28 protein-coding genes are annotated in these 23,727 nt (G+C 73.9%); 9 read left to right on the top strand and 19 right to left on the bottom strand.

The features are described from left to right. Window positions 1-61 precede the first annotated feature (61 nt). Window positions 62-472: a CoA-binding protein gene (locus tag LG396_RS18170; RefSeq protein WP_037741380.1), complete on the top strand. Its 411-nt coding sequence runs from the start codon at window positions 62-64 to the stop codon at window positions 470-472. A 19-nt stretch (window positions 473-491) separates the two neighbouring features. Here the strand turns inward: LG396_RS18170 and LG396_RS18165 are convergent, their stop codons facing one another. Next, window positions 492-1,046 (bottom strand): YbaK/EbsC family protein, encoded by a 555-nt coding sequence (locus LG396_RS18165; RefSeq protein WP_037741383.1) that lies wholly within the window; start codon window positions 1,044-1,046, stop codon window positions 492-494. Window positions 1,047-1,066: 20 nt separating this feature from the next. Next, complete coding sequence (locus tag LG396_RS18160; RefSeq protein ID WP_018837810.1) at window positions 1,067-1,639, bottom strand: helix-turn-helix domain-containing protein; 573 nt, start codon at window positions 1,637-1,639, stop codon at window positions 1,067-1,069. 105 nt (window positions 1,640-1,744) lie between these two features. On the opposite strand from LG396_RS18160, the gene LG396_RS18155 reads away from it, so the two are divergent. Beyond that, window positions 1,745-2,608: a DMT family transporter gene (locus LG396_RS18155; protein ID WP_225795524.1), complete on the top strand. Its 864-nt coding sequence runs from the start codon at window positions 1,745-1,747 to the stop codon at window positions 2,606-2,608. Window positions 2,609-2,763: 155 nt separating this feature from the next. Here LG396_RS18155 and LG396_RS18150 read toward each other — a convergent pair whose 3' ends face one another. Then, window positions 2,764-3,468 carry an acyltransferase gene (locus tag LG396_RS18150; RefSeq protein ID WP_037741389.1) on the bottom strand — a complete coding sequence of 235 codons (705 nt, stop codon included), beginning with the start codon at window positions 3,466-3,468 and terminating at the stop codon, window positions 2,764-2,766. Between the two features lie 119 nt (window positions 3,469-3,587). Here LG396_RS18150 and LG396_RS18145 point away from each other — a divergent pair, with 119 nt between their 5' ends. Then, window positions 3,588-4,133 carry a gamma carbonic anhydrase family protein gene (locus LG396_RS18145; RefSeq protein WP_145897907.1) on the top strand — a complete coding sequence of 182 codons (546 nt, stop codon included), beginning with the start codon at window positions 3,588-3,590 and terminating at the stop codon, window positions 4,131-4,133. A gap of 50 nt (window positions 4,134-4,183) precedes the next feature. On the opposite strand, the gene LG396_RS18140 is transcribed toward LG396_RS18145, so the two are convergent. Then, complete coding sequence (locus LG396_RS18140) at window positions 4,184-4,636, bottom strand: DUF4442 domain-containing protein (RefSeq protein ID WP_018837815.1); 453 nt, start codon at window positions 4,634-4,636, stop codon at window positions 4,184-4,186. 63 nt (window positions 4,637-4,699) lie between these two features. On the opposite strand from LG396_RS18140, the gene LG396_RS18135 reads away from it, so the two are divergent. Together LG396_RS18135 and LG396_RS18130 are read left to right on the top strand one after the other, a co-directional pair. Continuing rightward, window positions 4,700-5,653, top strand: coding sequence for a DUF8017 domain-containing protein (locus LG396_RS18135; RefSeq protein ID WP_225795523.1), 954 nt, complete (start codon window positions 4,700-4,702; stop codon window positions 5,651-5,653). A 51-nt stretch (window positions 5,654-5,704) separates the two neighbouring features. Beyond that, window positions 5,705-7,114, top strand: coding sequence for an MFS transporter (locus LG396_RS18130; protein WP_225795522.1), 1,410 nt, complete (start codon window positions 5,705-5,707; stop codon window positions 7,112-7,114). Here LG396_RS18130 and LG396_RS18125 read toward each other — a convergent pair. After that, window positions 7,045-7,908 (bottom strand): spermidine synthase, encoded by an 864-nt coding sequence (locus tag LG396_RS18125; RefSeq protein WP_100303289.1) that lies wholly within the window; start codon window positions 7,906-7,908, stop codon window positions 7,045-7,047. The genes LG396_RS18130 and LG396_RS18125 overlap by 70 nt on opposite strands. Before the next feature lie 102 nt (window positions 7,909-8,010). Then, window positions 8,011-9,180 (bottom strand): elongation factor Tu, encoded by a 1,170-nt coding sequence (gene tuf, locus LG396_RS18120; RefSeq protein ID WP_225795521.1) that lies wholly within the window; start codon window positions 9,178-9,180, stop codon window positions 8,011-8,013. 352 nt (window positions 9,181-9,532) lie between these two features. On the opposite strand from tuf, the gene LG396_RS18115 reads away from it, so the two are divergent. Together LG396_RS18115 and LG396_RS18110 are read left to right on the top strand one after the other, a co-directional pair. Then, window positions 9,533-10,348: a TVP38/TMEM64 family protein gene (locus tag LG396_RS18115; RefSeq protein WP_225795520.1), complete on the top strand. Its 816-nt coding sequence runs from the start codon at window positions 9,533-9,535 to the stop codon at window positions 10,346-10,348. Window positions 10,349-10,395: 47 nt separating this feature from the next. Then, window positions 10,396-11,265, top strand: a complete 870-nt coding sequence (locus LG396_RS18110) for an undecaprenyl-diphosphate phosphatase (protein ID WP_037741402.1) — start codon at window positions 10,396-10,398, stop codon at window positions 11,263-11,265. Window positions 11,266-11,307: 42 nt separating this feature from the next. Here LG396_RS18110 and LG396_RS18105 read toward each other — a convergent pair whose 3' ends face one another. The 3 genes from LG396_RS18105 to LG396_RS18095 all read right to left on the bottom strand — a co-directional run bounded on the left by LG396_RS18105 (window position 11,308) and on the right by LG396_RS18095 (window position 14,748). Further along, on the bottom strand, window positions 11,308-12,441 hold the full coding sequence (locus tag LG396_RS18105; RefSeq protein WP_225795519.1) for a CapA family protein: 1,134 nt from the start codon (window positions 12,439-12,441) through the stop codon (window positions 11,308-11,310). Window positions 12,442-12,547: 106 nt separating this feature from the next. Further along, window positions 12,548-13,450, bottom strand: a complete 903-nt coding sequence (locus tag LG396_RS18100; RefSeq protein WP_225795559.1) for a Gfo/Idh/MocA family protein — start codon at window positions 13,448-13,450, stop codon at window positions 12,548-12,550. 80 nt (window positions 13,451-13,530) lie between these two features. Beyond that, the gene (locus tag LG396_RS18095) at window positions 13,531-14,748 is read right to left on the bottom strand and encodes an FAD-dependent oxidoreductase (protein ID WP_225795518.1); all 1,218 of its coding nucleotides are present in this window, start codon (window positions 14,746-14,748) and stop codon (window positions 13,531-13,533) included. A gap of 98 nt (window positions 14,749-14,846) precedes the next feature. On the opposite strand from LG396_RS18095, the gene LG396_RS18090 reads away from it, so the two are divergent. Beyond that, window positions 14,847-15,512, top strand: a complete 666-nt coding sequence (locus LG396_RS18090; protein ID WP_225795517.1) for a TetR/AcrR family transcriptional regulator — start codon at window positions 14,847-14,849, stop codon at window positions 15,510-15,512. A gap of 94 nt (window positions 15,513-15,606) precedes the next feature. After that, complete coding sequence (locus LG396_RS18085; RefSeq protein ID WP_225795516.1) at window positions 15,607-16,098, top strand: hypothetical protein; 492 nt, start codon at window positions 15,607-15,609, stop codon at window positions 16,096-16,098. Between the two features lie 64 nt (window positions 16,099-16,162). Here LG396_RS18085 and ung read toward each other — a convergent pair whose 3' ends face one another. The 10 genes from ung to LG396_RS18035 form a co-directional block, all read right to left on the bottom strand. Continuing rightward, window positions 16,163-16,843 (bottom strand): uracil-DNA glycosylase, encoded by a 681-nt coding sequence (ung, locus tag LG396_RS18080; protein WP_018837827.1) that lies wholly within the window; start codon window positions 16,841-16,843, stop codon window positions 16,163-16,165. A gap of 94 nt (window positions 16,844-16,937) precedes the next feature. Beyond that, entirely contained in the window at window positions 16,938-18,518 is a 1,581-nt protein-coding gene (locus LG396_RS18075; RefSeq protein WP_225795515.1) for an ABC transporter substrate-binding protein, read from the bottom strand. A gap of 127 nt (window positions 18,519-18,645) precedes the next feature. Then, window positions 18,646-19,452 carry an SDR family oxidoreductase gene (locus tag LG396_RS18070; protein WP_225795514.1) on the bottom strand — a complete coding sequence of 269 codons (807 nt, stop codon included), beginning with the start codon at window positions 19,450-19,452 and terminating at the stop codon, window positions 18,646-18,648. Window positions 19,453-19,470: 18 nt separating this feature from the next. Continuing rightward, entirely contained in the window at window positions 19,471-20,229 is a 759-nt protein-coding gene (gene fabG, locus LG396_RS18065) for a 3-oxoacyl-ACP reductase FabG (protein WP_225795513.1), read from the bottom strand. A 164-nt stretch (window positions 20,230-20,393) separates the two neighbouring features. After that, entirely contained in the window at window positions 20,394-20,786 is a 393-nt protein-coding gene (locus LG396_RS18060; protein ID WP_037741420.1) for a DUF3037 domain-containing protein, read from the bottom strand. After that, entirely contained in the window at window positions 20,783-21,607 is an 825-nt protein-coding gene (locus tag LG396_RS18055; RefSeq protein WP_372483534.1) for a HipA family kinase, read from the bottom strand. Before LG396_RS18055 ends, LG396_RS18060 begins: the two co-directional genes overlap by 4 nt. Window positions 21,608-21,852: 245 nt before the next feature. Beyond that, window positions 21,853-22,032, bottom strand: a complete 180-nt coding sequence (locus tag LG396_RS18050) for a dihydrofolate reductase family protein (protein WP_225795558.1) — start codon at window positions 22,030-22,032, stop codon at window positions 21,853-21,855. Window positions 22,033-22,099: 67 nt separating this feature from the next. Then, window positions 22,100-22,699, bottom strand: coding sequence for an alkaline shock response membrane anchor protein AmaP (gene amaP / locus LG396_RS18045; protein WP_225795512.1), 600 nt, complete (start codon window positions 22,697-22,699; stop codon window positions 22,100-22,102). 6 nt (window positions 22,700-22,705) lie between these two features. After that, a complete protein-coding gene (locus tag LG396_RS18040; protein WP_225795511.1) occupies window positions 22,706-23,332 on the bottom strand; it encodes a DUF6286 domain-containing protein in 627 nt (208 codons plus the stop codon). Beyond that, window positions 23,329-23,703 (bottom strand): Asp23/Gls24 family envelope stress response protein, encoded by a 375-nt coding sequence (locus LG396_RS18035; RefSeq protein WP_372483529.1) that lies wholly within the window; start codon window positions 23,701-23,703, stop codon window positions 23,329-23,331. Before LG396_RS18035 ends, LG396_RS18040 begins: the two co-directional genes overlap by 4 nt. Between the last annotated feature and the right edge of the window lie 24 nt (window positions 23,704-23,727).

The raw sequence follows: 23,727 nt of genomic DNA, 5'->3' as shown, positions 1-23,727 counted from the left end.
GGCCGCCCGGCCACCCGGCCGCCCGGGGAATCGGGGCACGGGCGGCGGCGTTGTAGCGGGCATGTACGCAGACCAGGAGACCATCCGCAGGATTCTGACCGGGACGGGCGACACCTGGGCGGTGGTCGGCCTGTCCAACAACTCCGCGCGCGCGGCCTACGGCGTGGCGCGGGTGCTCCAGCGGTACGGCAAGCGGATCGTGCCCGTGCACCCCAAGGCGGAGACGGTGCACGGCGAGCAGGGTTACGCGTCGCTCGCGGACATCCCGTTCCCCGTCGATGTCGTCGACGTCTTCGTCAACAGCGACCTGGCCGGCGGCGTCGCCGACGAGGCGGTCGCGAACGGCGCGAAGGCGGTCTGGTTCCAGCTCGACGTGATCGACGAGGGCGCGTACGAACGGGTGCGCGCGGCCGGTCTCGACATGGTGATGAACCGCTGCCCCGCCATCGAGATCCCGCTGCTCGACGACTGAGCGGAGGGCCCGCGGACGGTCAGGTACCGAGGCCGTCGAGGACCACGGCGCCGGGCAGTTCGGCCAGCGCCTTGCCGGGCACGATGAGCTTTCCGCGCCGCCTGCCGCTGCCGACGACCAGGTGCGGCGCGTCCGCGACCCGGGCGTCCACGAGCACCGGCCAGCCCTCCGGCAGCCCGATCGGGGTGATGCCGCCGTACTCCATGCCGGTCTCGTCGGTCGCGGTGCCGCTGGGCGCGAACGACGCCTTGCGTACCCCGAGATGGCGCCGGACGGTGCCGTTGACGTCGACGCGGGTGGTGGAAAGCACGACGCAGGCGGCGAGGGTGACGTCGCCTCCGCGCTTGCCGGCGACGACGACGCAGTTGGCGGAGCGCTCCAGCAGGTCCTGACCGTACGTCTCGCAGAAGACGGCGGTGTCGGCGACCTCGGGGTCGGAGTCGACGTGCACCAGCTCGGCCGCGGGGACGGCGCCGTGCCAGGCGCGCAGGGCCGCGGCCACGGGGTCCGCGAGCAGGTCGAGGCGTTGGGTGGCGGGGGCGGCGTCGTCGAATTCTCCGATGGGTGCGCGCATGTGCGCGACCCTAACCCGCCTCAGCGCGGAGGCGGTACCGCGACGGCCATGACCAGCTCCACGGGCTCCTCGCCCTCGTTGCGGTACGCGTGCGGGGCGCTCGCCTCGAAGCTGGCGGACGTGCCCGCGGGCACCGCGTGCGCCGTGCCGGCGACGTGGAGCGTCAGCTCGCCGGCGGTGACGTGCAGCAGTTCGGTGGTGCCCGAGGGATGCGGGTCGGAGCTGCTGCCGTCGCCGGGCATGAGCCGCCAGGACCACATCTCGAACGGGCCGGGGCTCTGCGTGCCGACGAGCAGCCGGCTGGCGCTGCCCCGCTTCGTCGTCCACATCCGCACGGCCCGGTGCGGCGGCACGAGCTGCACCTCGGGGCCGTGCTCGTAGTCGAGCAGCGTCGTGATGCTGATGCCGAGGGCGTCGGCGAGCTTGACCGTGGTGCCGACGCTGGGATTCGTACGCGCCTGCTCTATCTGGATGATCATCCCGCGGCTGACGCCGGAGCGGCCCGCCAGCGAGTCCAGGGTGAAGCCGCGCTCGTTGCGCCAGTGCTTGAGGTTGCGGGCGAGCGCGTGCGTGAGGACGTCGAAATCCGCCAAGGCTCCGTCCAACTCCGTCCAATATTGTGATGCGGTCGTCCAGTACACTGAACTACACTGCGGGGAACCACAGCGTTCATCACATTGTACTCGGGGGGCTTCGTCGTGACCGCAGTATTCGCCCTGGCCACCAGCATCCTCTACGGGCTGGCCGACTTCGGCGGCGGGGTGCTGAGCCGGCGCACGCCCGCGCTCACCGTGGTCGTGCTCTCGCAGATCGCGGCGACGGTGGTGCTGGGCGCGGTGGTGGTGGCCACCGGCGCCTGGAGCGAGGCAGGCCCGCTGCTGTGGTTCGCGGTCGCGGCCGGCGTCGCCGGGCCGGTCGCGATGATCTGCTTCTACAGCGCGCTGGCCCGCGGCCCGATGGGCGTGGTCTCCCCGCTCGCCTCGCTGGCCGTGCTGGTCCCGTTCGGCGTGGGCCTCGCGGCGTACGGGGAGCGGCCGGGCCCCGTGCAGTACGCGGGCGGGGTCGTCGCGCTGACGGGTGTGGTGCTGGCGTCCGGGCCGGTGCGCGGCGCGCCGGTGGCGCGGCGGACGCTGATGCTGACGCTGGGCGCGGCGGCTGGCTTCGGCGCGGTCTTCGCCTTCATCGCCGAGGCGTCCACGACGGTCACGGGGCTGTTCCTCGCGCTGTTCGTGCAGCGCGCGGTGAACGTGGCGGTGGGCGGCGCCGCGCTCTACGCGGCGGTGCGCCGGGGCGGCGCGGCCCTGCCGGAGGGCGGCTGGGGCACGATACGGGCGGCGGCGCCGGGGCTGGTGTTCGTGGGCCTGGCGGACGTCGCCGCCAACGGGACGTACGCGATAGCCGCGCAGCACGGCCCGATGACCCTGGCGGCGGTGCTGTCCTCGCTGTATCCGGTGGTCACGGCGCTCGCGGCCCGGGGCGTGCTGCGGGAGAAGCTGCGCGGGATACAGGCCGCGGGCGCGGGTCTGGCGCTGGCGGGGACGGTGCTGCTGGCGTCGGGATGACGCCGGCCGCGGCACCGGGTGCGGCTCAGAAGTGGTTGCGGATCGTGTAGAGCAGCAGCCCGAAGGCGTGCAGGGACAGCACGACGGCCAGGACGATGCGCAGCGTGCGGTTCGTGATCAAGCGGCGCCCCTCCTCGCGGTCGGGCCGGTCGCGGTCATGTCGCCGCCTCCAGTGTGCCGGGCGGTGCCGGGCGCAGCGGCGGGTGCCAGCCGGACTCGGGTTTCCAGCGGCGTACGATCCGGGCGGGCGCGCCGGCGACGACCGCGTGGTCCGGCACCTCGCCGCGCACCACGGAGCCGGCGGCGACGACCACGTTGCGGCCGAGCCGGGCGCCGGGCAGGATCACGGCTCCCACGCCCAGCCAGCTTCCCGAACCGATCTCCACCGGCGCCGAGCGCGGCCACTGCTCGCCGACCGGCTCGTGCGGGTCGTCGTAGCTGTGGTTTATCGAGGTGATGTACACGTACGGCCCGCAGTACACCTTGTCGCCGAGGGTCACGGGCAGGTCGGCGATGACATGGCTGCCGCGGCCCAGCACCACGCCGTCGCCGAGCCGCAGGGCCACGTCCGGTCCGAGCGGGGCGCCGGGCGCGAGGCCGACGGTGAGCGTCACCTGCTCGCCGATGATGCAGTGCGCGCCCAACTCGATCCGGTCCTCGCCGAAGATCGTGCCCTGGGGGAAGGGCAGGACCGTGCCCTCGCCGATCCCGCGGAAGCGGTACGGGCCCGGGCGCCCGGCGCTCACCGCCCCCGTGCTCCGCACCCACCGCCAGCCCCGGTGCACGGCGCGCGAGAGCAGCCGGCTCGTCACGGAGTTGCGCTGCTGGTTCGGCACCCGGTCACCGTACCCCTCCCGCATCTCGCCTACGCTCTGACCGAGCGCGGCCGCGGCCCCGGACGGCGATGGGCCGCCCGCGGCTCACCAGGACGTACGACGGCGGGCGGCGCGGGCCGCCGCGAACACCGGGAGCGGACGACATGTCAGGACGGCCGGAGCCGCTGATCGCGGCGGTGGGCGGGCGCGAGCCCGCGGTGGATCCGAAGGCGTACGTGGCCCCGACGGCGGTGGTGGTCGGCGACGTGACCCTCGGCGCGGACTCCGGCGTCTGGTACCACGCCGTGCTGCGCGGCGACTGCGAGTCGATCTCGCTGGGCGCGGGCAGCAACGTGCAGGACAACTGCACCGTCCACTCCGACCCCGGCTTCCCGGTCGTCATCGGCGAGCGCGTGACCGTCGGCCACAACGCCGTGGTGCACGGCTGCACCGTGGGCGACGACGTGCTCGTCGGCATGGGCGCGACCGTGCTCAACGGGGCCGTGATCGGCGCCGGTTCGCTGGTGGCCGCGCAGGCGCTGGTGCCGCAGGGCATGCAGGTGCCGCCGGGCTCCCTGGTGGCCGGGGTGCCGGCGAAGGTCAAGCGGCCGCTGACGGACGAGGAGCGCGAGCACATCCGCCTCAACGGCGCCGGATACGTGGCCCTCGCGCAGGTGCACCGCGAGTCCTTGGGCGGCTCCGGCGCCTGAGCCGGGGACGCCCGGGACGGGGGCTCGCGGACCGGGAGCGGCCCGGGACCTCAGTCGTTGGGACGCAGCGTCCACAGCACCGTCATCCGCCCGCTGACCGCGCCGTCCCCGCGGACGATGTCCACCTCGACCGGAAACTCCGGCCGCTTGCCGGCGTCGAGTTCGGCCACGACGTCGGCAACGGGCCTGCCGAGTCGCGCCTTGGCGGTGACGTCGCCCCGGGCGACCTTCAGGAAGTCGATCTCGGCCCGTACCGGGAGCGGCACGGCCCGCTCCATCTGGTCGCCGAACGCGGCGAGCACGACGGCGCCGGTCGCCGACTCGGCGAGGGTGAACATCGCGCCTGCGTGCGGGCCGCCCACGTGGTTCCGGTACTCCGGCTTGTCGGGGAGGCGGAGGGTGGCGGCCTCCGGCGTGATCTCGTCGTAGACGAGGCCGAGCGTGCGGACCATGGGGACCGAAGCCTGGAGAAGCTCGCCCAGCGGCGGCATGGTGTCTGACATACGCCCACGTTACCAATGGGTAATAAGTGTGACCACTCCCTCTCGCCAGCTATGTTGTTCCGCATGTGGCCAGGACAGCAGCCCGGGGGCGAGCAGCACCAGCAGCAGCCGAACCCGTACCAGCAACAGCCCGCCCCGCACGGCCCGCAGGGCTACGACGGACGGCAGCAGTTCCAGCAGCAGGAGCAGTGGGGGCAGCCCGCGCAGCCCGGTGCGCCGGTCCCCGCGAAGAGCGGGACGACGCCCCGCGTCGCCGTCGCGATAATCGGCGCCGTCGCCGTGATCGCCGCGGCGGCCGTGACGGGCGTGGTGCTCCTCGACGAGGACGACGACGGCGGCGGTGGCAGCGCGAGCCCCGCCGGCGGCGGGGGTTCGCCCTCCGCCTCGGCCCCGCCGTCGCCGTCCGGCAAGCCCGTGCTGCAGGACGACCCGGAGAACCCGCGGGGCGCCGCAGAAGACCAGAAGATCGAACCCGTCGTCTCCGGCTGGAAGGCCGTCCACAACGCCAAGCGCCACAACGTCTACGACGTGCCGCCGGAGTGGGAGGTGCAGTCCCCGACCATGACCATCGGCTTCGAGGACGACTCCGGCCCGCTGGTGTCGATGACGGGCGCCGCGCTCTACAAGGACGGCATCTGCAAGTACGCCAGCCGCGCCGGCGCCGGCACCAAAGGCGGGATCGGCGCGAAGAACACCAAGGAAGCCGTCGCGAACGAGGCCGGCGCCTGGGCAGACGCCGCCTTCAACACCAGCAAGAAGGCGACGGTCAAGGAGACCGAGCCGGTGCCGTTCAGCAGCAAGCACGGGCTGAAGGGGCACATGGCCACCGCGACGGTCACCGACGTGCCGCGCGAGACCAAGTGCTCGGCCGACGGCAAGATCGTCGCGTTCACCTACACCGACGTCAAGGGCGAGTTCGCCACCTGGGTCCTGTACACCGACACCGGCGTGGAGGACGAGGTGCCGAACGGCACCATCGCCAAGATCATGGACAGCCTGCGCCCGCTGGAGGGCTGAGCGCCGGAATTCCACTTGGCAGCGGGGCGGCGGACCCGGCATAGTCCGCGGGTGACCCGTCCCCCCGCCCCCGACGCCGAGTCCCCGCCGGAGCCCGCCCGGGACCCCGCAGCCGCCGGAACCGCGCCCCGCCGCTGGGCGGGGCGCAACTACACGCTGCTGTCCCTGGCCGCGGTGATCACCAACCTCGGCGCCTCCGGCGCGCTCATCGCCTCGGCGTTCGCGGTGCTCGAAGCCGGCGGGTCCGCCACCGACGTCGGCCTGGTGGCCGCGGCGCGGACGACGGCGCTCATCGTCTTCATCCTCGTCGGTGGTGCGGTCGCCGACCGGATCCCGCGGCACCGCGTGATGGTCGTCGCGAACACCGTCAACTGCACCTCGCAGGGCATCTTCGCGGCGCTGGTGATCACCGGCGAGGCGCAGCTGTGGCAGATGGTGCTGCTGTCCGCCATCGGCGGTACGGGGCACGCGTTCTTCGCGCCGGCCGCCGAGGGCATGGTGCTCTCGTCGGTCACCGGCGAGCAGGCCGGCCGCGCCTTCGCGCTGTTCCGCGTCGGCATCAACGGCGCCGGCATCGGCGGGGCCGCGCTCGGCGGCGCCATGGTGGCGGGCGTGGGGCCGGGGTGGGTACTGGCCGTGGACGCCGGCGCGTTCGCCGTCGCCGCGGCGCTGCGGACGTTCCTCGACGTCAGCGGCATCCCCGACCGGGAGCCCGGCGACGGCATCCTCGCCGACCTGAAGGTCGGCTGGCGGGAGGTGACCGGGCGGCCCTGGCTGTGGTCGATCGTGCTGCAGTTCGCGGTCGTCAACGCCGTGGTGGCCGCGGCGGAGGCGGTGTACGGGCCGCTGGTGGCCCGCGAGCACCTGGGCGGCGCGGGGCCGTGGGGCCTGGCGATGGGCGCCTTCGCGGCCGGGACGCTGGCGGGGGCGCTGGTGATGACGCGCTGGAAGCCGCGGCGGGTGCTGCTCGCCGGGGTGCTGAGCGTCTTCCCGCTCGCGCTGCCGCCCGCGGCGCTGGCGGTGCCGCTGCCGGTGGCGGGGCTCGCGGGGGTGATGTTCGTCTCCGGCGCCTGCATCGAGGTCTTCGCGGTGGCGTGGATGATGGCGCTCCACCAGGAGATCCCCGAGGACAAGCTCTCGCGCGTCTCGTCGTACGACTGGCTGGGCTCGATCGCGCTGATCCCGGTGACCACCGCGCTCGCCGGGCCGATGCAGGACCTGGTGGGCAGGTCGGCGGCGCTGTGGGGCTGCGCGGCGCTGGTCGTCGTGCTGACCGCGGCGGTGCTGTGCGTGCCGGACGTACGGCAGTTGCGGCGGCGTACGGAGCACGCGGCGGCCGGGCCCGCCGGGACGGGCGGTGCCGCGGACACCGGCGGTGCCGCGGAGGCGGCTCAGCCGATCGTGAAGGCGCCGTCCGGCGGCTCGGGCGAGGGCACGGCGTCGGCGTCCCCGACGGGCTGAGCACCGGCCGTCAGCCGCCGCAGCGCCGGCCCGTACTCGACGCGGGCGGGGAACGGGTCGCCCGCCGTGCGCCGGGCCAGCTCCGTGAGCGGCAGCCGCGGGCCGGCGTCCGCGGCGCGGTTCGCCGCCACCACCAGGATGTTGCCGAAGCGGCGGCCCCGCAGCACCGCGGGCTCGGCGATCAGGCACAGTTCCGGGAAGACGGCCGCGGCGGTGGCCAGTTGGGAGCCGAGGAAGCGGAACGGGGCGCTGTCGGCGAGGTTCGCGACGTACAGCCCACCGGGGCGCAGCGCACGGGCGGCGGCGCCGACGAACTCCAGCGACGCGACGTGCGCGGGCACCCGGGCGCCGCCGTAGACATCGGCGACGACCAGGTCGCAGCTCGCCGGCGGGCGCCGCTCCAGCGCGGCCCGGGCGTCGAGGGCCCGTACCGCGATGCCGGAGTCCGGCGGCAGCGGCAGGTGCTCGGCGACCAGGGCGATCACCCCGCGGTCGGACTCGGCGACCTCCTGCCTGGAGCCGGGGCGGGTCGCCGCCACGTACCGGGGCAGGGTCAGCGCGCCGCCGCCCAGGTGCACGGCGTCCAGCGGCCGGCCGGGCGGGAAGCCGAGGTCGACGAGGTGCGCGAGCCGGCGCGCGTACTCGAACTCCAGGTACGTGGCGTCGTCGAGGTCGACGTACGACTGCGGGGCGCCCTCGACCGTGAGCAGGTACGCGCGCGGGCGGTCGATGTCCGGCAGCAGCCTCGCGGTGCCGCCGTCCACGGCGGCGACGACGGGGACGGGCTCCTCCACACCGGCCATTGTGGCGGAGGAGGCCCGCCTTCCGTACCCGGATACGCGGATACGCGGGTACGGAAGGCGGGCGGCGGCGTACCGGACCGGCCCGTTCCGGGCTCAGCCCAGGCCGGTGACGGTGCCCGCGCCGACGGTGCGCCCGCCCTCGCGGATCGCGAAGCCGAGCCCCGCTTCGAGCGGCACCTCGCGGCCCAGCTCGACCGTCATGGCGACGGTGTCGCCGGGCCGGGCGACGGCGGTCTCGCCGAGGTCGACGTCGCCGATGACGTCCGCGGTCCTGATGTAGAACTGTGGCCGGTAACCGGTCGACACGGCCGTGCGCCGGCCGCCCTCGGCCGTGGACAGCACGTACACCTCGGCGGTGAACCGCCGCCGCGGCACGACGCTGCCCGGCGCGGCGACGACGTGCCCGCGGCGCACCGCGTCGCGCGCGACGCCGCGCAGCAGCAGCGCGACGTTGTCGCCGGCCTGCGCGGAGTCCATCGGCTTGCCGAAGGTCTCCAGGCCGGTGACGACCGTCTCCACCTCCGCTCCGAGCACCTGCACCCGGTCCCCGACGCGCACCGTGCCGCGCTCGACGGCGCCGGTGACGACCGTCCCGCGGCCGGTGATGGTGAGCACGTTCTCCACCGGCAGCAGGAACGGCGCGTCCAAGTGCCGCTCGGGCATGGGCACATAGGTGTCCACCGCGTCGAGCAGGTCCACGATCGCCTCGGTCCACGCCGGGTCGCCGGCGAGCGCGCGCAGCCCGGAGACCCGGACCACGGGCACCTCCTCGCCCGGGTAGCCGTGCTTGGCCAGCAGCTCGCGGACCTCCAGCTCGACGAGGTCGGTCAGCTCCGGGTCGCCGGCGTCGGCCTTGTTGAGCGCGACGACCACGTGCCGTACGCCCACCTGCCGGGCGAGCAGCACGTGCTCCGCGGTCTGCGGCATGACGCCCTCGACCGCGGAGATCACCAGGATCGCGCCGTCGAGCTGGGCCGCGCCCGTGACCATGTTCTTCACGAAGTCGGCGTGGCCGGGCATGTCGACGTGCGCGTAGTGGCGGGTCGCCGTCTCGTACTCGACGTGCGCGATGTTGATGGTGATGCCGCGCACCGCCTCCTCCGGCGCCCGGTCGATGCGCTCGAACGGGACGAAGGTGCCGGTGCCGCGGTCGCTGAGCACCTTGGTGATCGCGGCCGTCAGCGTGGTCTTGCCGTGGTCGACGTGGCCCATCGTGCCGATGTTGACGTGCGGCTTCGTGCGCACGTACGCCTGCTTGGGCATGGTTCTTCCTCGCGGATCGCAGTGGCTGCGCGGACCCCGGGCCGGGCCGGCCCTCCCCCGCTGGGGTCCGCTGGAGCGATCACGGGAAGGGGCGGATTCGGGCGCCGTCGGCTGCGGCTGCCGGCACTGCTGCGAGTGCTGCCGGCACAGCCTTCAGCGCGTCCGCGGCTGCGGACGTGTGCGCGAGGAAGGCGTACCGGAACATGCCCCCATGATCGGGTAACGACCCGCTGCCCGTCGAATGGTTTTCGGCCGCCCGCGAAGCCGCGGCGGGCCGTGAGCGCCATCGTGGCGGCCGGAGTTGAGGGGGACGTCACGGTGCGGCTGCGGCTCCGTCGGTTAGGCTCCAACCGTGCCCGAAACCGCCGAGGCGCCCGTCGTCGGCCGCGCCGTCCGCTGCGGCCGGGCTCTGCTGTCCCCGCGCTCGCGGCTCGCGCTGCTCCTCGCGCTCCTGGCCGGCGCGGCGGTCGCGGTGATCGTGTGGCGGCCGCACCGGCTGCTGACCGACGGCCTCCCGCCGCAGTTCACCGGCCTGTCCGCGGTGCTGGTCTTCGCCATCGCGTACGGGCTGTGCACCGCGGCCCTCGTGCCGCGGCCGCTGCTCAACCTCGCCTCCGGCACACTCTTCGGCGCCCAGGCGGGCCTGGCCGGGTCGGTGTCGGGCACGGTGCTCGGCGCGGGCGTCGCGTTCGGGATAGGCAGGCTCCTCGGCCAGGACGCGCTGCGTCCGCTGCTGCGCGGGCGGCTGCTGACGGCGGCCGACCGGCAGCTCAGCCGGCACAGCTTCCGCTCGATGCTGGTGCTGCGCACCTTCCCCGGTGTGCCGTTCGCGGGCGTGAACTACGCCGCCGCGGTCTCCCGGATGAACTGGACGCCGTTCCTGGTGGCGACCGCCGTGGGCTGCGTGCCGAACACCGCCGCGTACGTGATCGCCGGCAGCCGGGCCTCCGACCCGCTCTCCCCCGTCTTCCTCGCCGCCCTCGGCTTCATCGTCGCCAGCATGGCGGGCGGCGCCGCGGTCGCCGTGCGCCGCAGGCGGCGCTCCGGGCGTCCGGGCACGCCGGGCGGAGTGATCTCTTCCGCCGGGGCCTCGGAAGAGTCCGCCGCCGGCCGCGCGGGTGTGTCCGCAGCCGACCCTGGGGCCACGCGCCTCATGTCGGGGCCTTAACATCTCCTGCAACCCGTCAGCGAACTCAAGGACATGTGCAGCCCCGTATGAGCTGGTTCGAAGCAGTCATCCTCGGACTCGTCCAGGGGCTGACGGAATTTCTGCCGATCTCCTCCAGCGCCCACCTCCGGCTCACGGCGGCCTTCGCCGGCTGGGAGGACCCGGGCGCGGCCTTCACCGCGATCACCCAGATCGGCACGGAGACCGCCGTGCTGATCTACTTCCGCAAGGACATCGCGCGGATCGTCTCCGCCTGGTTCCGCTCGCTGACGAACAAGGCGATGCGCTCCGACCACGACGCCAAGATGGGCTGGCTGGTCATCGTCGGCTCGATCCCGATCGGCGTGCTGGGGCTGACGTTCCAGGAGTCGATCGAGGGCCCGTTCCGCGACCTGCGGCTGATCGCCACCACGCTGATCGTGATGGGCCTGCTCCTCGGCTTCGCCGACTGGCGCGCCTCCACCGGTGGCGGCCGGCACCGCGCGGCCGTGCAGCGCAAGGAGCTGACGGACCTCAACACCCGCGACGGGCTGCTCTTCGGCTTCGCCCAGGCACTCGCGCTCGTACCGGGCGTCTCCCGCTCGGGCGCGACGATCACCGGCGGCCTGTTCCTGAACTACAACCGCGAGGCCGCGGCCCGGTACTCGTTCCTGCTGGCCATCCCCGCGGTGCTCGCCTCCGGGCTGTTCGAGCTGCGGAAGGTGCCCGGGGCGACGCACATGAACTGGGGCGGCACCATCGCGGCGACCGTCATCGCCTTCCTTGTCGGATATGCCGTAATCGCGTGGTTTATGAAATTCATCACCACCCGCAGCTTCGCGCCCTTCGTGATCTACCGGGTGCTGCTCGGCATCCTCATCTTCGCGCTGGTCGCGTCCGGCGCGCTGGATCCGGAAGCCGGCGAGACCAGCCACTGACCCCGTCCGGGCCGCCGCCCCGGCGCCCGGCAACGCCGGGCGTCAGTACGACGCCTCCTTCAGGCCGTCCGCCGCCGCGCCGCGGCTGAGGACCGCGGCGCGCACCCGGGCGTGGACGTCCGGGTACGTCTCCGGTGTCGCCGGCACCACCCGGAACGGCGGGCCGGTCTCCGCGTGCTGGGCCAGGAACTCCGCGCGGGTCACCCGCCAGCCGTCGCGGGCGGGGGTGAAGGTGAAGCGGGCGGCGGAGCCCTCGTTCCCGCGGTACATCGACGGGATGAAGCTGGCGACCTGGTCGCCGAGGCCGTAGACGACCCAGGTGCCGTTGACCTTCTCGTACGGCTGCGGCACGTGGTTGTGGGTGCCGACGATCAGGTCGATGTCCTTGCGGTCCCCGCTCCGCGAGCGCGTCAGCCGGTCGGCCAGGCGCCGCTGGCCGGCGTCCGGCTCCTGCTGCCACTCGGTGCCCCAGTGCAGGCTGACGACGACCACGTCGGCCCCGCCGCGGCGGGCGGCGCGGGCGTCGGCGACGACGCGGCGGGGGTCGAGGAGGTCCAGGGACCAGGGCGCGTCGGCGGGGACGGCGGCGTTGCTGCCGTAGGTGTACGAGAGGTGGGCGACCCGGGCGCCGCCGGCCCGCAGCACGGCGGGGCGGCCGGACTCGGCGCGGGTGCGGGCGGTGCCGGCGTAGTGCAGGCCGGCGCCGTCGAGGGCGTCCAGGGTGCGGCGTACGCCGTCGGTGCCGGAGTCGAGCGCGTGGTTGGAGGCGGTGGAGCAGCCGTCGTAGCCGACGTCGCGCAGGGCGGCGGCGAGACCGGGCGGGGACTGGAACGACGGGTAGCCGGTGAACGGGCCCGACTGCGGCCCGAGCGGGGTCTCCAGATGGCACAGGGCGATGTCCGCGGCGGCGACGGTGGGCGCCACGGCGGCGAACATGGGGCGGAAGTCGTAGTCCTCTCCCCCGGCGTCGTCGGCCGCCTGCGTCATGATCGACGGGTACGGGATGACGTCGCCCGTCGCCAGCAGCGTGAACGGGCGGGCGCCGGGCCGGGGTCCGGCCGCGGCGGGGGCGGCGGACTGCTCGGCGGCCGTGCAGCCGGCGGCGAGCAGCGCCGCGGCGGTGAGCGCGGCGGCGGTGCCGGCGGCTGCGGTGAGCCGGGTGCGACGCCGGTGCACGGGCGCCCCCTTCGTACGGTCGGAGCACGAACGGGCACCAGCTTGCCGCTTTTCTTACGATTTTCCGCTTAACGCTCCGGTCGTGTCCGGCGTACGGGTGGCGGAATCAACCCGCCCGGCCCACCTCGCGGACGATCCGCTCGCACAGCTCGTGGGTGGCGAGGGCGTCCCGCGCGCTCAGCAGCTCCCCCGCGCGTACCGCGTCCAGGAACGCCAGCACCACCTGCTCGATGCCGCGCTGCCGGGCCACCGGCACCCAGTCGCCGCGCCGCCGCACGCTGGGCTGGCCCTTGTGGTCCACCACCTCGGCGAGGTTGCGGACCTCGCGCTTGGTGTCCTGACCGGAGACCTCCAGGACCTCTTCCGCGGAACCCGACAGCCTGTTCATCGCGCCGATGGCGGTGAAGCCGTCGCCGGACAGCTGCAGGACGACGTGGTGCAGCAGCCCGTCGCGGACGCGGGCACGCACGTCGACGTGCTCGACGGGGCCGGGCGCCAGGAAGCGCAGCGTGTCCACGACGTGGATGAAGTCGTCGAAGACCATCATGCGGGGGTCCTCGGGCAGCCCGACGCGGTGCTTCTGCAGGATGATCAGCTCGCGCGGGTGCTCCAGGCACTGCACGTAGCCCGGCGCGTGGCGGCGGTTGAAGCCGGTCGCCAGCGAGACGCCGCGCTCGTCCGCGAGCCGTACGAGGCGTTCGGCGCCCGCGAGGTCGTACGCCAGCGGCTTGTCGACGTAAACGGGTATGCCCGCCTCCAGCAGCGCGGTGGCCAGCTCGACGTGCGCGGCGGTCGGCGCGTGCACGAACGCGGCGTCGAGGCCGGCGGCGAGCAGCGAGCCGAGGTCGCCGTGGCGGTGGGCCGCCGGGATGCGGTGGGCGTCACCGACGCGGGCGAGGGTCGCGGGGGTACGGGTGAGCAGGTGGGGCTCGACGCCGGGCAGCGAGGCGAGCACCGGCAGGTACGCCTTCTGCGCGATGTCGCCCAGCCCGATCACGCCGGTCTTCAGGGGCGTCGCGCCCGTGGTCATGTCCGCTCCCGTCCGCAGCCTTCGCTCCCGCGGGCCGCCCGCGCGGCAGGAGGCCTGCCTCAGGGCGCCGCCCGTGCGGGGGAAGCATACGGGCCGCCGGCGGCGCCGCCGTCGCCGGGCGGCCGCCAGTCCGCGACGCCGTCCAGCCCGCGCAGTACGACGCGGGGGCCGAGCAGCCCGACGCCGCGGATCAGGGCGTTGCGGCTGCGGACGGCGAGCGGGCCGGTCAGGTTGATCAGCCGGCCGGCGCGGGCGGAGCGCAGCGCCACGGCGCGGGTGCGCGGCAGGCGGTCGCGCGTGTAGCGCGCCAGGGCCTCGGGTACGGCCCCGGGGTCGGCGGCGGCGTGGTGGGCGAGGACGACGCCGTCCTCGACGGCCTGGTTGCCGCCCTGGCCGAGGTTCGGGGTCATGGCGTGGGCGGCGTCGCCGAGCAGCGCGACCCGGCCGCGGTGGAACGCGGGCAGCGGCTCGGCCAGCCAGCGCACGTCGTGGTGGAGCACCCGTCCGGGCTCGGCGGCGGCGAGGACCGCGGGCACCGGGTCGTGCCAGCCGGCGAAGCGGCGGCGGAGTTCTGCCAGTTCGCCGTCCGGGGAGCGCCGGCCCTCGGGGGCGACGGCGGCGGCGTAGGCGTAGACGCGGCCGTCGGCGAGCGGCTGCGACCCCCACACTTCGCCGCGGCCCCAGGTCTCGTGCGGCTCGAACGCGGCGGTTCCCGCCGGCAGGATGAGCCGCCAGGTGGTGAACCCCGCGTAGGCGGGGCCGGGGTGGTCGGGGAAGAGCGCGCGGCGTACGGCGGAGCCGATGCCGTCGGCGGCGACGACGAGTGCGGCCTCCATGACGCCGTCCGGCACCGCGACGCGCGCGGGCCGCCCGGGGCCGCCCGGGTCCTCGACCTCGGCGGGGGCTTCGGTGCGTATCGCACCGGCCGGCAGCCGGGCGGTGAGCAGGGCGGCGAGGTCGGCGCGGTGCACGAGCGCGATGCCACCGCCGAACCGCTCGGCCACGGCGGCCGCGTCGGTACGCGAGAGCCAGCGGCCGTCCGGCGTGCGCAGCCCGCCGCTCCCCTCCCAGGCGGCGAGGTCGCGCACGGCGTCGCCGACGCCGATGGCGTCGAGCGCGCGCTGGGCGTTGGCGGCCAGGGAGATGGCCGCGCCGACGGGCTCGACGGCGGCGACCCGCTCCAGCACGGTGACCGACCAGCCGCGGCGGTGCAGCGCGGCGGCGGCGGTGAGTCCGCCAGGACCGGAGCCGATGACGAGGGCACGCGGCTGCTTCAAGGGAGCCTCCTGGAACTACACCTGTAGTTACACTGTCGAGGCTAGCACGATCGCACTACGGGTGTAGTCCCCGCTGCCGCGGGCGGTAAGTTGGGGCCGTGCCCGACCCGAACGCCCCGGCCCCCGCCGCTCCGCACCCGTCCGCCGCCTCCCCCGCCGCCGGCGCGTCCGCCGGGTCAGGCGCGTCCGCGGCCTCCCGGCGGGAGGTCATCGCCGACGCCGCCATCGCGCTGCTCGCCGAGCGCGGCATGCGGGGCCTGACCCACCGCGCCGTGGACGAGGCCGCCGGCCTGCCGCAGGGCTCCACGTCCAACCGCGCCCGCACCCGCGCCGCCCTCCTCGAACTCGCCGTCCAGCGGCTCGCGGAGCGCGAGGGCGCGGTGCTGCGCGTGGGCGACCTGCCCCCGCCCGGCGACGACCCCGCGCAGCTCGCCGACGCGCTCGCCGGCCTGCTGCACCGCTTCCTCCTCCGGCACCGCACCCTGCTCCTGGCCCGCTACGAGCTGGCGCTGGAGGCCACCCGGCGCCCCGGGCTGCGGGCCATCTACGACCGCGCGGGCGCCACGTTCGGCGACGCCGCGCACGCGCTGCTCGCGGGCTGGGGGTCGGCCGACCCGGACCGGCACGCGCAGGAGCTGATCGCCTGGACGGACGGCATGATGTTCCTGCACACGGCGGGCCGGGTGAGCGGGTCGCGCGCGCCCACCAGGGCGCGGCTGCGCGCCGGTTACGAGGACCTGCTGCGCGGCATGCTCGGCGGCTGACCGCCGGGCCCCGGCGTCGCGCGGCAACTTCGCGGGGCGGACGTCACCCCTGCGGGGAGTACCGGTACGGCGCCGGGCGCACCAGTGTGGCCGGGTGCACTCCACTCCCGCCGCCGGTGCCCTGCTGACCGGCCTCACGACACTCGCCGCCGTCACCGGCTGCGTCACCGTCTCGCCCGAGCCCGGCACGGGCCCCGGCACCGGGACCCGTACCGGCCCGGACGCCGGATGGCCGGCCGCGTCCGGGCCGGCCGCATCGCCGCTGCCGGGGCGCGAGGATCTGGCGACCATCGGCCCGGTGCGGCACCCGCGCCCACGGCACTCGGAGCCCGCGCCGGCCCCGTCCGGGGATACGGTCCGGCCGGGCGCATCCGCACCGGGCGGACCGTCGACGGCGCCGCCGGCGCGGGCCTCCCGCCCGGAGCCGGCGCGCCCGGCCCGTACCGCGGGACCTGCCGCACCGACGCCACCGCCGCCGACCGCCGCGGGCGGGGGCGTCGACGTGTGCGCCCTCGCCGGGGACTACGGCCGCTGGGCTCCGGGCAGCCGGGAGGAGGCGGCCTGCGCGGAGTACTTCGAGCGCTAGGCCCTACACGGCCCGTACTCCCGGCGCTTCGGCCCGTCCCCGCGGGGACGGGCCCCGGCCGGTGTCAGTCCTTGCCCGCCGCCAGGTCCGGGATCCGCCAGTCGATCGGCTCGTGCCCCTGCGCCGCCACCGCCTCGTCGATCTGCGAGAACGGGCGCGAGCCGAAGAACTTCTTCGCCGACAGCGGCGACGGGTGCGCCCCCTGGACCACCACGTGCCGGGCCGTGTCGATGAGCGGCAGCTTCTTGCGCGCGTACGCCCCCCAGAGCACGAACACCGCCGGGTCCGGCCGCTCGGCCACGGCGCGGATCACCGCGTCGGTGAACTCCTCCCAGCCCTGGCCCTTGTGCGAGTTCGCCTCGCTCTCGCGCACCGTCAGCACCGCGTTCAGCAGGAGCACGCCCTGCTCGGCCCACGGCATCAGATACCCGTTGTCCGGGACCGGGTGGCCGAGGTCGTCGCGCAGTTCCTTGAAGATGTTGCGCAGGGAGGGCGGGGTGCGCACCCCGGGTCGCACCGAGAAGCACAGCCCGTGCCCCTGCCCCGCCCCGTGGTACGGGTCCTGGCCGAGGACGAGCACCTTCACGCGGTCGTACGGCGTGGCGTCGAGGGCGGCGAAGACCTCCTCGCCCGGCGGGTAGACCGGCCCGCGGGCGCGCTCCTCCTCGACGAACGACTCCAGGCGCGTGAAGTACGGCTTCTCGAGCTCCTTGCCCAGGGCGTCCTGCCAGGACGGGGGCAGCATCGGGGACACGGGTGAGGGACCTCCGGTCGGTGCAGAAGATCGGTTCGGTGGGTCGTTGCGCAGCCGACAGTACCGCCGGCCACTGACAACTCCCCTACCAACTGGTCTTCTTGTACAGCTCCCACATCCGCATGATCGTCGAGGCGTCGAGGCTCCACTCCACCCCGGCGACGTCGTCGTCCGCGGCGATGTACTGCCGGGCCTGCCACAGCGGCAGCAGCCGGGCGTCCTCGGCGAGGATGTCCTGCGCCCGCGAGAACTGCTCGTTCACCCCGGCACGGTCCGCCTTCCGGCGCGATTCGGGCAGCAGCTCGTCGGTGATCTCCGTGTTCTCGTACGGCGTGCCCAGGGCGTTGCGCGCGCCCGTGAAGGGGGCGATGTAGTTGTCCGGGTCGGGGAAGTCGGGCGACCAGCCGCGGCCGAAGACCGGGTACTCGCCCTTGTTGTACGCGGCGGCGAACTTCTCCCACTTGCGGCCCTTGACCGTGACGTCGAACAGCCCGCTGTCCTCCAGCTGCCGCTCCAGCTCCTCGAACTCCCGCTCCGTCACCGAGCCGTACCGGTCGGTGGTGTACCAGAACGTCAGCGGCACCGGCTCGGTCACCCCGGCCGTCTGCAGCGTCACCGCCGCGGCCTCGGGGTCCGGCTCGCCGTAGAGGTCGAAGAACGGGGTGGTGTGGCCGGTGATGCCGCGCGGGATCATCGAGTAGAGCGGCTCCGCCGTGCGGCCGTAGACCTTGCGTACGAGCGCGTCGCGGTCGATCACCTGGGCGACGGCCTGCCGCACGGCGAGGCTGTCGGCGTACTCGTGCTCGGGGTTGAAGACCAGGTAGTGGATCTCCGGCATGACCACCCGGCTGAGCGCGATCGTGCCCTTCTCGTCCGCGGTCTTCTCCAGCTCCGGCACCCGGTCCGGCGGCAGCCCGCGGTACGTGACGTCGATGTCGCCCTTCTTGAGCGCGTCGGTCATCGCGTCGGAGTCGTCGAAGTAGCGGATGCTGACGGAGTCGTTGCGCAGCTCCGCGTCGCCCTGGTAGCGCGAGTTGCGCTCCAGCTCGGCGACCGACCCCTTCTCGTACGACCCGAGCGTGTACGGCCCGGAGCCGACGAGGGTGTCCTTGTCGGCCAGCTTCTCCGCCGGGTACGACTCGGGGTCGACGAGCGAGGTGGCGGGCGCGGCGAGGATGAAGGGGAAGGTCGCGTCGGGGCGCTTGAGGTGGAAGGTGACGGTCCGGTCGCCCTCGGTCTCGACCTCCTCCAGGCTGTCCAGCAGTCCCGCGGGGCCGGTCTCGGCGTTGATGGCGAGCACCCGGTCGAAGGAGTGCTTGACGGCCGCGGCGTCGAGCGGGTTGCCGTTGGAGAAGGTGAGGTCCTCGCGCAGCCTGCAGCGGTACGTGCGGCTGTCGGCGCCCGTGAAGCCGCAGCTCTTGGCCGCGTCGGGCTGCGGCACCGTGCTGGTCCCGGCGTAGTGCATGAGTGTCTGGTAGACGTTCCGGTACAGCTCCCAGCTGCCGTCCCAGGCGGCCGCCGGGTCGAGCGTGCTGGGCGCGCTCGTCGTACCCACGTCTATATGCCGATCGTCGTCGCCGGACGCCGACAGAGTGCCGCAACCGGCGAGCAACGAGACGGGTATCAGCACCGCGGCGACCCGCCGCGGGCCCGACCGAAAGAACACGTGCCTGCCCCCTCCTTGCACCTGTTCGATGGGGTGCGCAGACCCTACCCCACGGTCGGTGGATCACGGATCCCCCGGGACGGCGCTGTGACCCGGGGGAGCCTGTGTGGCGTGTGTGACTTCTGGTTCAGCTCCAGCCGGCGTTGAGGAAGATGCCGCCCTCGATGGCCAGCGTCTGCCCGGTGATCCAGCCGGCCTCGTCGGAGAGGAGGAACGCGGCGGCGCCGCCGATGTCCTCGGGGACTCCGAGCCGGCCCAGCGGATAGCCGGCGGCGGCCTCCTCCTCGCGGCCCTCGTAGAGCGCGACCGCGAACTTCGTCTTCACCACGCCCGGGGCGATGGCGTTGACCCGCACCCCCGGCGCGAACTCGTGGGCGAGCTGCAGGGTCATGTTGATCATCGCGGCCTTGCTCATGCCGTACGCGCCGACGAACGGCGACGCCGAGAGCCCGGCGACGGAGGAGACGTTGACGATCGCGCCGCCGTGCTCGCGCTGCCACGCCTTGTACGTATGCTGGGCGAAGCCCAGGGCCGACAGCACGTTCGTCTCGTAGACCTTGCGCACGGCGTTCAGGTCGACGTCCGCGATGGGGCCGAACACGGGGTTCGTGCCGGCGTTGTTGACCAGGTAGTCCACCCGGCCGAACGCCTCCATGGCCCGCGCCACCGCCTCGGCCTGGTGCGCCTCGTCGTGGGCCTTGCCCGGTACGCCGATCGCGCGGCCGGCGCCGAGGCGCGCCACGGCCTCCTGCAGCGCCTCCTCGCCGCGGCCGGTGATGCACACCCGGTGGCCGCGCGCGACCAGGGCCTCGGCGATGCCGTAGCCGATGCCGCGGCTGGCGCCGGTGACCAGGGCGACCCGCCCGCTGTCCGCCGACCCGCCCGCCGTCCTGTCGGCCGTCTCGGGCGCGCCGGCTCTCTCCTGCTGCGTCATGTCCTCGTCCCCCCGGCCCTAGTCGAGCGGCCCGCCGGCCACGTACAGCACCTGGCCGGAGACGAAGCCGGCGTCCTCGCCCGTGAAGAAGGCGATGGCACCGGCGACGTCGTCGGGCCGGCCGACCCGCCGGACGGGGATCTGGGAGGCGGCCGCGGCCTGGAAGTCGTCGAAGCCCATGCCGACCCGGGCGGCGGTCTGGGCGGTCATGTCGGTGGCGATGAAGCCGGGCGCGACGGCGTTGGCGGTGACGCCGAACTTGCCCAGCTCGTGCGCGAGGGTCTTGGTGAAGCCCTGCAGCCCCGCCTTGGCGGCGGAGTAGTTGGACTGACCCCGGTTGCCGAGCGCGGAGCTGCTGGAGAGGTTGACGATCCGGCCGAAGCCGGCGTCGACCATGTGCTTCTGGCAGGCCCGGGACATCAGGAACGCGCCACGCAGGTGCACGCTCATGACCGTGTCCCAGTCGTCCTCGCTCATCTTGAACAGCAGGTTGTCGCGGAGCACGCCGGCGTTGTTGACCAGGACGACCGGCGGGCCGAGTTCGGCGGCGACGCGGGCGACGGCGGCCTCGACGGCGGCGGCGTCGGAGACGTCGCAGCCGACGGCCAGCGCGGTGCCGCCGGCGGCGGTGATCTGCTCCACGGTCTCCGCGCAGGCGCCCTCGTCGAGGTCGAGCACGGCGACGGCGCGCCCCTCGCGGGCCAGTCGGACGGCGGTGGCGGCGCCGATGCCGCGCGCCGCGCCGGTGACGATCGCGACCCTTCCGGTGGTGGACATGCTGGTGTTCTCCTCGCGCTGACTGGGCCGGGGTGCCGCCCGACGAACGGTGAGCAACCGCTTAGTAGGTACGGCACGTGACGCTAGAAGTCCGGCCCCGCCGTGTCAACGGGGCGCCGCGGCGAGGTGCCCGTACGCGGGCACCCCCCGGCGCGTACGAGGTGTCATGCGGGGACGCGCACCAGCAGCCGCAGCAGCCGCTCCGCCTCCGCCTCCGGGTCCTCGGTCAGGCCCGAGTGCACCGGCCCCGGCTGGACCACCGTGCTGCGCGGCGCGACCAGCCAGCGGAAGCGCCGCCCGGCATCGTCACCGGCCGCCTGCCCGGCCCGCGCACCGCCGCAGCCCAGCTCCTCCACCGCGTGCAGCGCGGCCCGTACGCCCGCCAGGTCGACCTCCGGGTCGAGCGCGAGCAGCCGGCGCTCGTCCAGGTGGGTGCGCGCGCACAGGTACGAGTGCGCCCGGCAGTACACGAGCACCCCGGCGTTGATCTGCTCGCCGCGCTCGATGCGCGGCACGACGCGCAGCAGCGCGTACTCGAAGACCTCGCGCCCGCTCATCGCGCCCCCTTCCGCGGCGGCTTCGCCTTCAGCCACTCCGGCGCCTTCGACGGCCCGTCCGCGCTGCGCTCGCCCACGACGATCCGCTCGTGCACCCGCGGCGCCCGGGCGGCCAGCGCCCCGACGTACGCGGCGCGCACCTCGGCAGGCGAGCCGAAGCCCGGCTCGTCCGCGAGCCACTCGTCCGGCACCTCGGCGACCGCCTCGGCCAGCAGCCCGGCCGTCACCTTTGGCGCCAGCTCCGCCGCCGCGGCGGCCACGTCGGGGCCGAAGGGCGCGAGCGCGTGGTCGGAGGCGTCGTACGGCTTGTCGGCGGCGGCCGCTGCGGAGGGCCAGTTGTGGTGCCAGATCAGGGTGGCGCCGTGGTCGATGAGCCACAGATCACCGTGCCAGACCAGCATGTTGGGGTTGCGCCACGACCGGTCGACGTTGCCGACCAGCGCGTCGAACCACACCACCCGGCCGGCTTCCGCGGCGTCCACCCGGAAGGCCAGCGGATCGAAGCCCAGCGAGCCGGGCAGGAAGTCCATGCCGAGGTTGAGCCCCCCGCTGGCCTTGAGCAGCGCCTGCACCTCCTCGTCCGGTTCTGAGCGCCCGATGACCGGATCGAGCTGCAGCCCGACCAGCTCCGGCACCCGCAGTCCCAGGCGCTGCGCCAGGACGCCGCTGATCACCTCGGCGACCAGCGCCTTGCGGCCCTGTCCGGCCCCGGTGAATTTCATGACGTACGTGCCGAGGTCGTCCGCCTCGACGACGCCGGGGAGCGACCCACCCTCACGCAGGGGTGTGACATAGCGGGTCGCGGTGACTTCTCGCAGCATCATCCCAGACCATCCAACGCTTCTGCCCTTCAAACGACGGAGGGAACGGTGAAGGCGGGACGCGGAGATGGGCTCCGATCAGCCCTGGGGAGAATCTGGGGAGTTTCGGCCGGCATCCAGACCCTCCTGACTCCCCAGCAACCCGTCGATGGCGGTGCGCCCTTTGCTCCCGGCCTCCGGCATGAAGTGAGCATAGTAACTGAGTGTGATGGCCAGGGGGGAATGCCCGAGCCGTCGCGCAAGCGTCACCACGGCCCGCCTCCAGCATGACCGAGCTTCCCGCTCCCCAGGATGAGGGGGGAGACCAGCAGTCGGTACTCGTCGACGAGATCAGCTTCGATCAGGGTTCCGAGCAGCCCTCCGCTGCCCAGGACCACCGTCTCCCCTTCGGACGCGGCCTTTGTACGTCTGACCTCCGCCGCCAGATCCGCGCCGAGCGCGGTTGAAGCTCATCGGCCAGGTGTTCGCAGTGGCACGGGTGCGGGGGTCTCTTCAAAGGACGCGGTCTGCGCGGTGTGAAGTTGCTCGCAGCCGGATCTCGGTCGGTAGCTGGTCTGTCCCCACGGCATCGCGGGCATGGGGAACTGCTTCGTCGGCGATGAGGGCGATGGTGCGCGCGGGGTCGGCGTGCGGGGCCAGCCGCAGGGACAGCCAGGTACGGGGATGGGTGCTGCGGCCGAGCAGGCGGGTGGCGGCCCGGTCGACGCCGGGGAGCGACCCGGCTTCCTCGGACAGGGCGTCCTCCAGGGCGCGGCCGTCCACCTGGGCCGTTTCGCCGTCGTGGGTGTCGACCAGTACCTCGCTCAGTCGGCGGCGGCGCACCTGTGCCAGCAGCCACCACAGGGCGAGCAGGAGGATGACGGACAGCGCGGCGATCACGACGGCCCACCACCATCCCTGATCGCGCCATCGGGTTCGGTCGGCGTCGCTGAGCAGTACCTGTTGGGGCCGGTCCCAGGGCCACGCGCTGGGAAAGTGCCATCGGCGCAGTAGGTCCAGTCCGCCGAGCAGCGCGGTCCCGCCGAAACCGAGGAGGACCAGACCGCAGGCTCCGAGCAGCAGCCGGTTGACGATCAGGCGTGCCTGGCGCATGTCACCTCACCACCTCTTCGCGCGTTTTGCGTGGACGGACAGTTTCGGCTGTCGGGCCAGTGCAAGCTGGCGCAGCTCTTGGTCCAAGGTGGTGTGGAGCTCTTCGCGTACGTCATCCAGGTCACGGAAGTGGGAGACGGCGTGCGCTTTGACGCGTCGTCGGCCGACGGACAGCTTTGCCGACTGAACGCCGGAGATTTCCATGGCGCGGTCGCGCAGGATCAGCGCGGCCGCTGAGCGTTCGAGGCCGGCGCGGATGTCGCCGCACGGGCGCTGCATCGGGAGCAGATTACGCAGTCCGGGAGTCAGCGCCGTGACCAGGAGCCACAGCCCGATCGCGGTGATCGCTGCTGTGCTGGCCAGGACCCAGGTGTTGTCGAGGTGGACGGTGGACAGCTTGTGGGCGAGCCAGCGGCGCCAGTGCATACCCTGGCGCCCGGCGCGGACCGACACCACGTCGTAGAGCAGGAACCCGGAAGCGACCAGCACGATCAGCGCGACGATTCCTGCGGGAACCCTGCGGGCCGACCAGAACCGCCGGGCCGGGCCTGCGTCCAGCGCGACACCGCCACCGAAGCCGCCACCCGCTTTCGAGCGGGCGAACCCACTACCGGGAAGGCTCTCCTCGCTCACTGCGCCCGCTCCTTGCCGGACGACTGCGGCCCACGCAGTCGTTCGACGCGTACGGCGACCTGAAGAATGGTCATGCCCGCCAAACTTTCGACGCGTTCCATCACCCTCCGGCGGACTTCTGCACACTGAATGCCGACCTGCGTGGGGTAGTCCAGATCGACACTGACCCGCACCTGGGCCTGACCGAAACCGTTCTCGCCCGGGCGGCGTACCGAGACCTTGACCCGTGCGGTCGGCGTCGTGGAGCCCGCTGCCGGGCCCCATGGGTGAGCAGGGCTGCTTGCGCGCAGCGCCTCGCGCGCCCCCTGCATCGCGATCTTGGCTACCACCCGGTCCGCCACTCGCGTCGCGCCCCGGGCTTCGGACTTCACTTGTGGAGCCGCTGGTGTTGTCAC

It is taken from the genome of Streptomyces aculeolatus, from assembly GCF_020400605.1.
GTDB classification, from domain to species: domain Bacteria; phylum Actinomycetota; class Actinomycetes; order Streptomycetales; family Streptomycetaceae; genus Streptomyces; species Streptomyces aculeolatus.
Note: the sequence above shows the minus strand (reverse complement) of the source record. Positions and strands in the feature narration are given on the sequence as shown.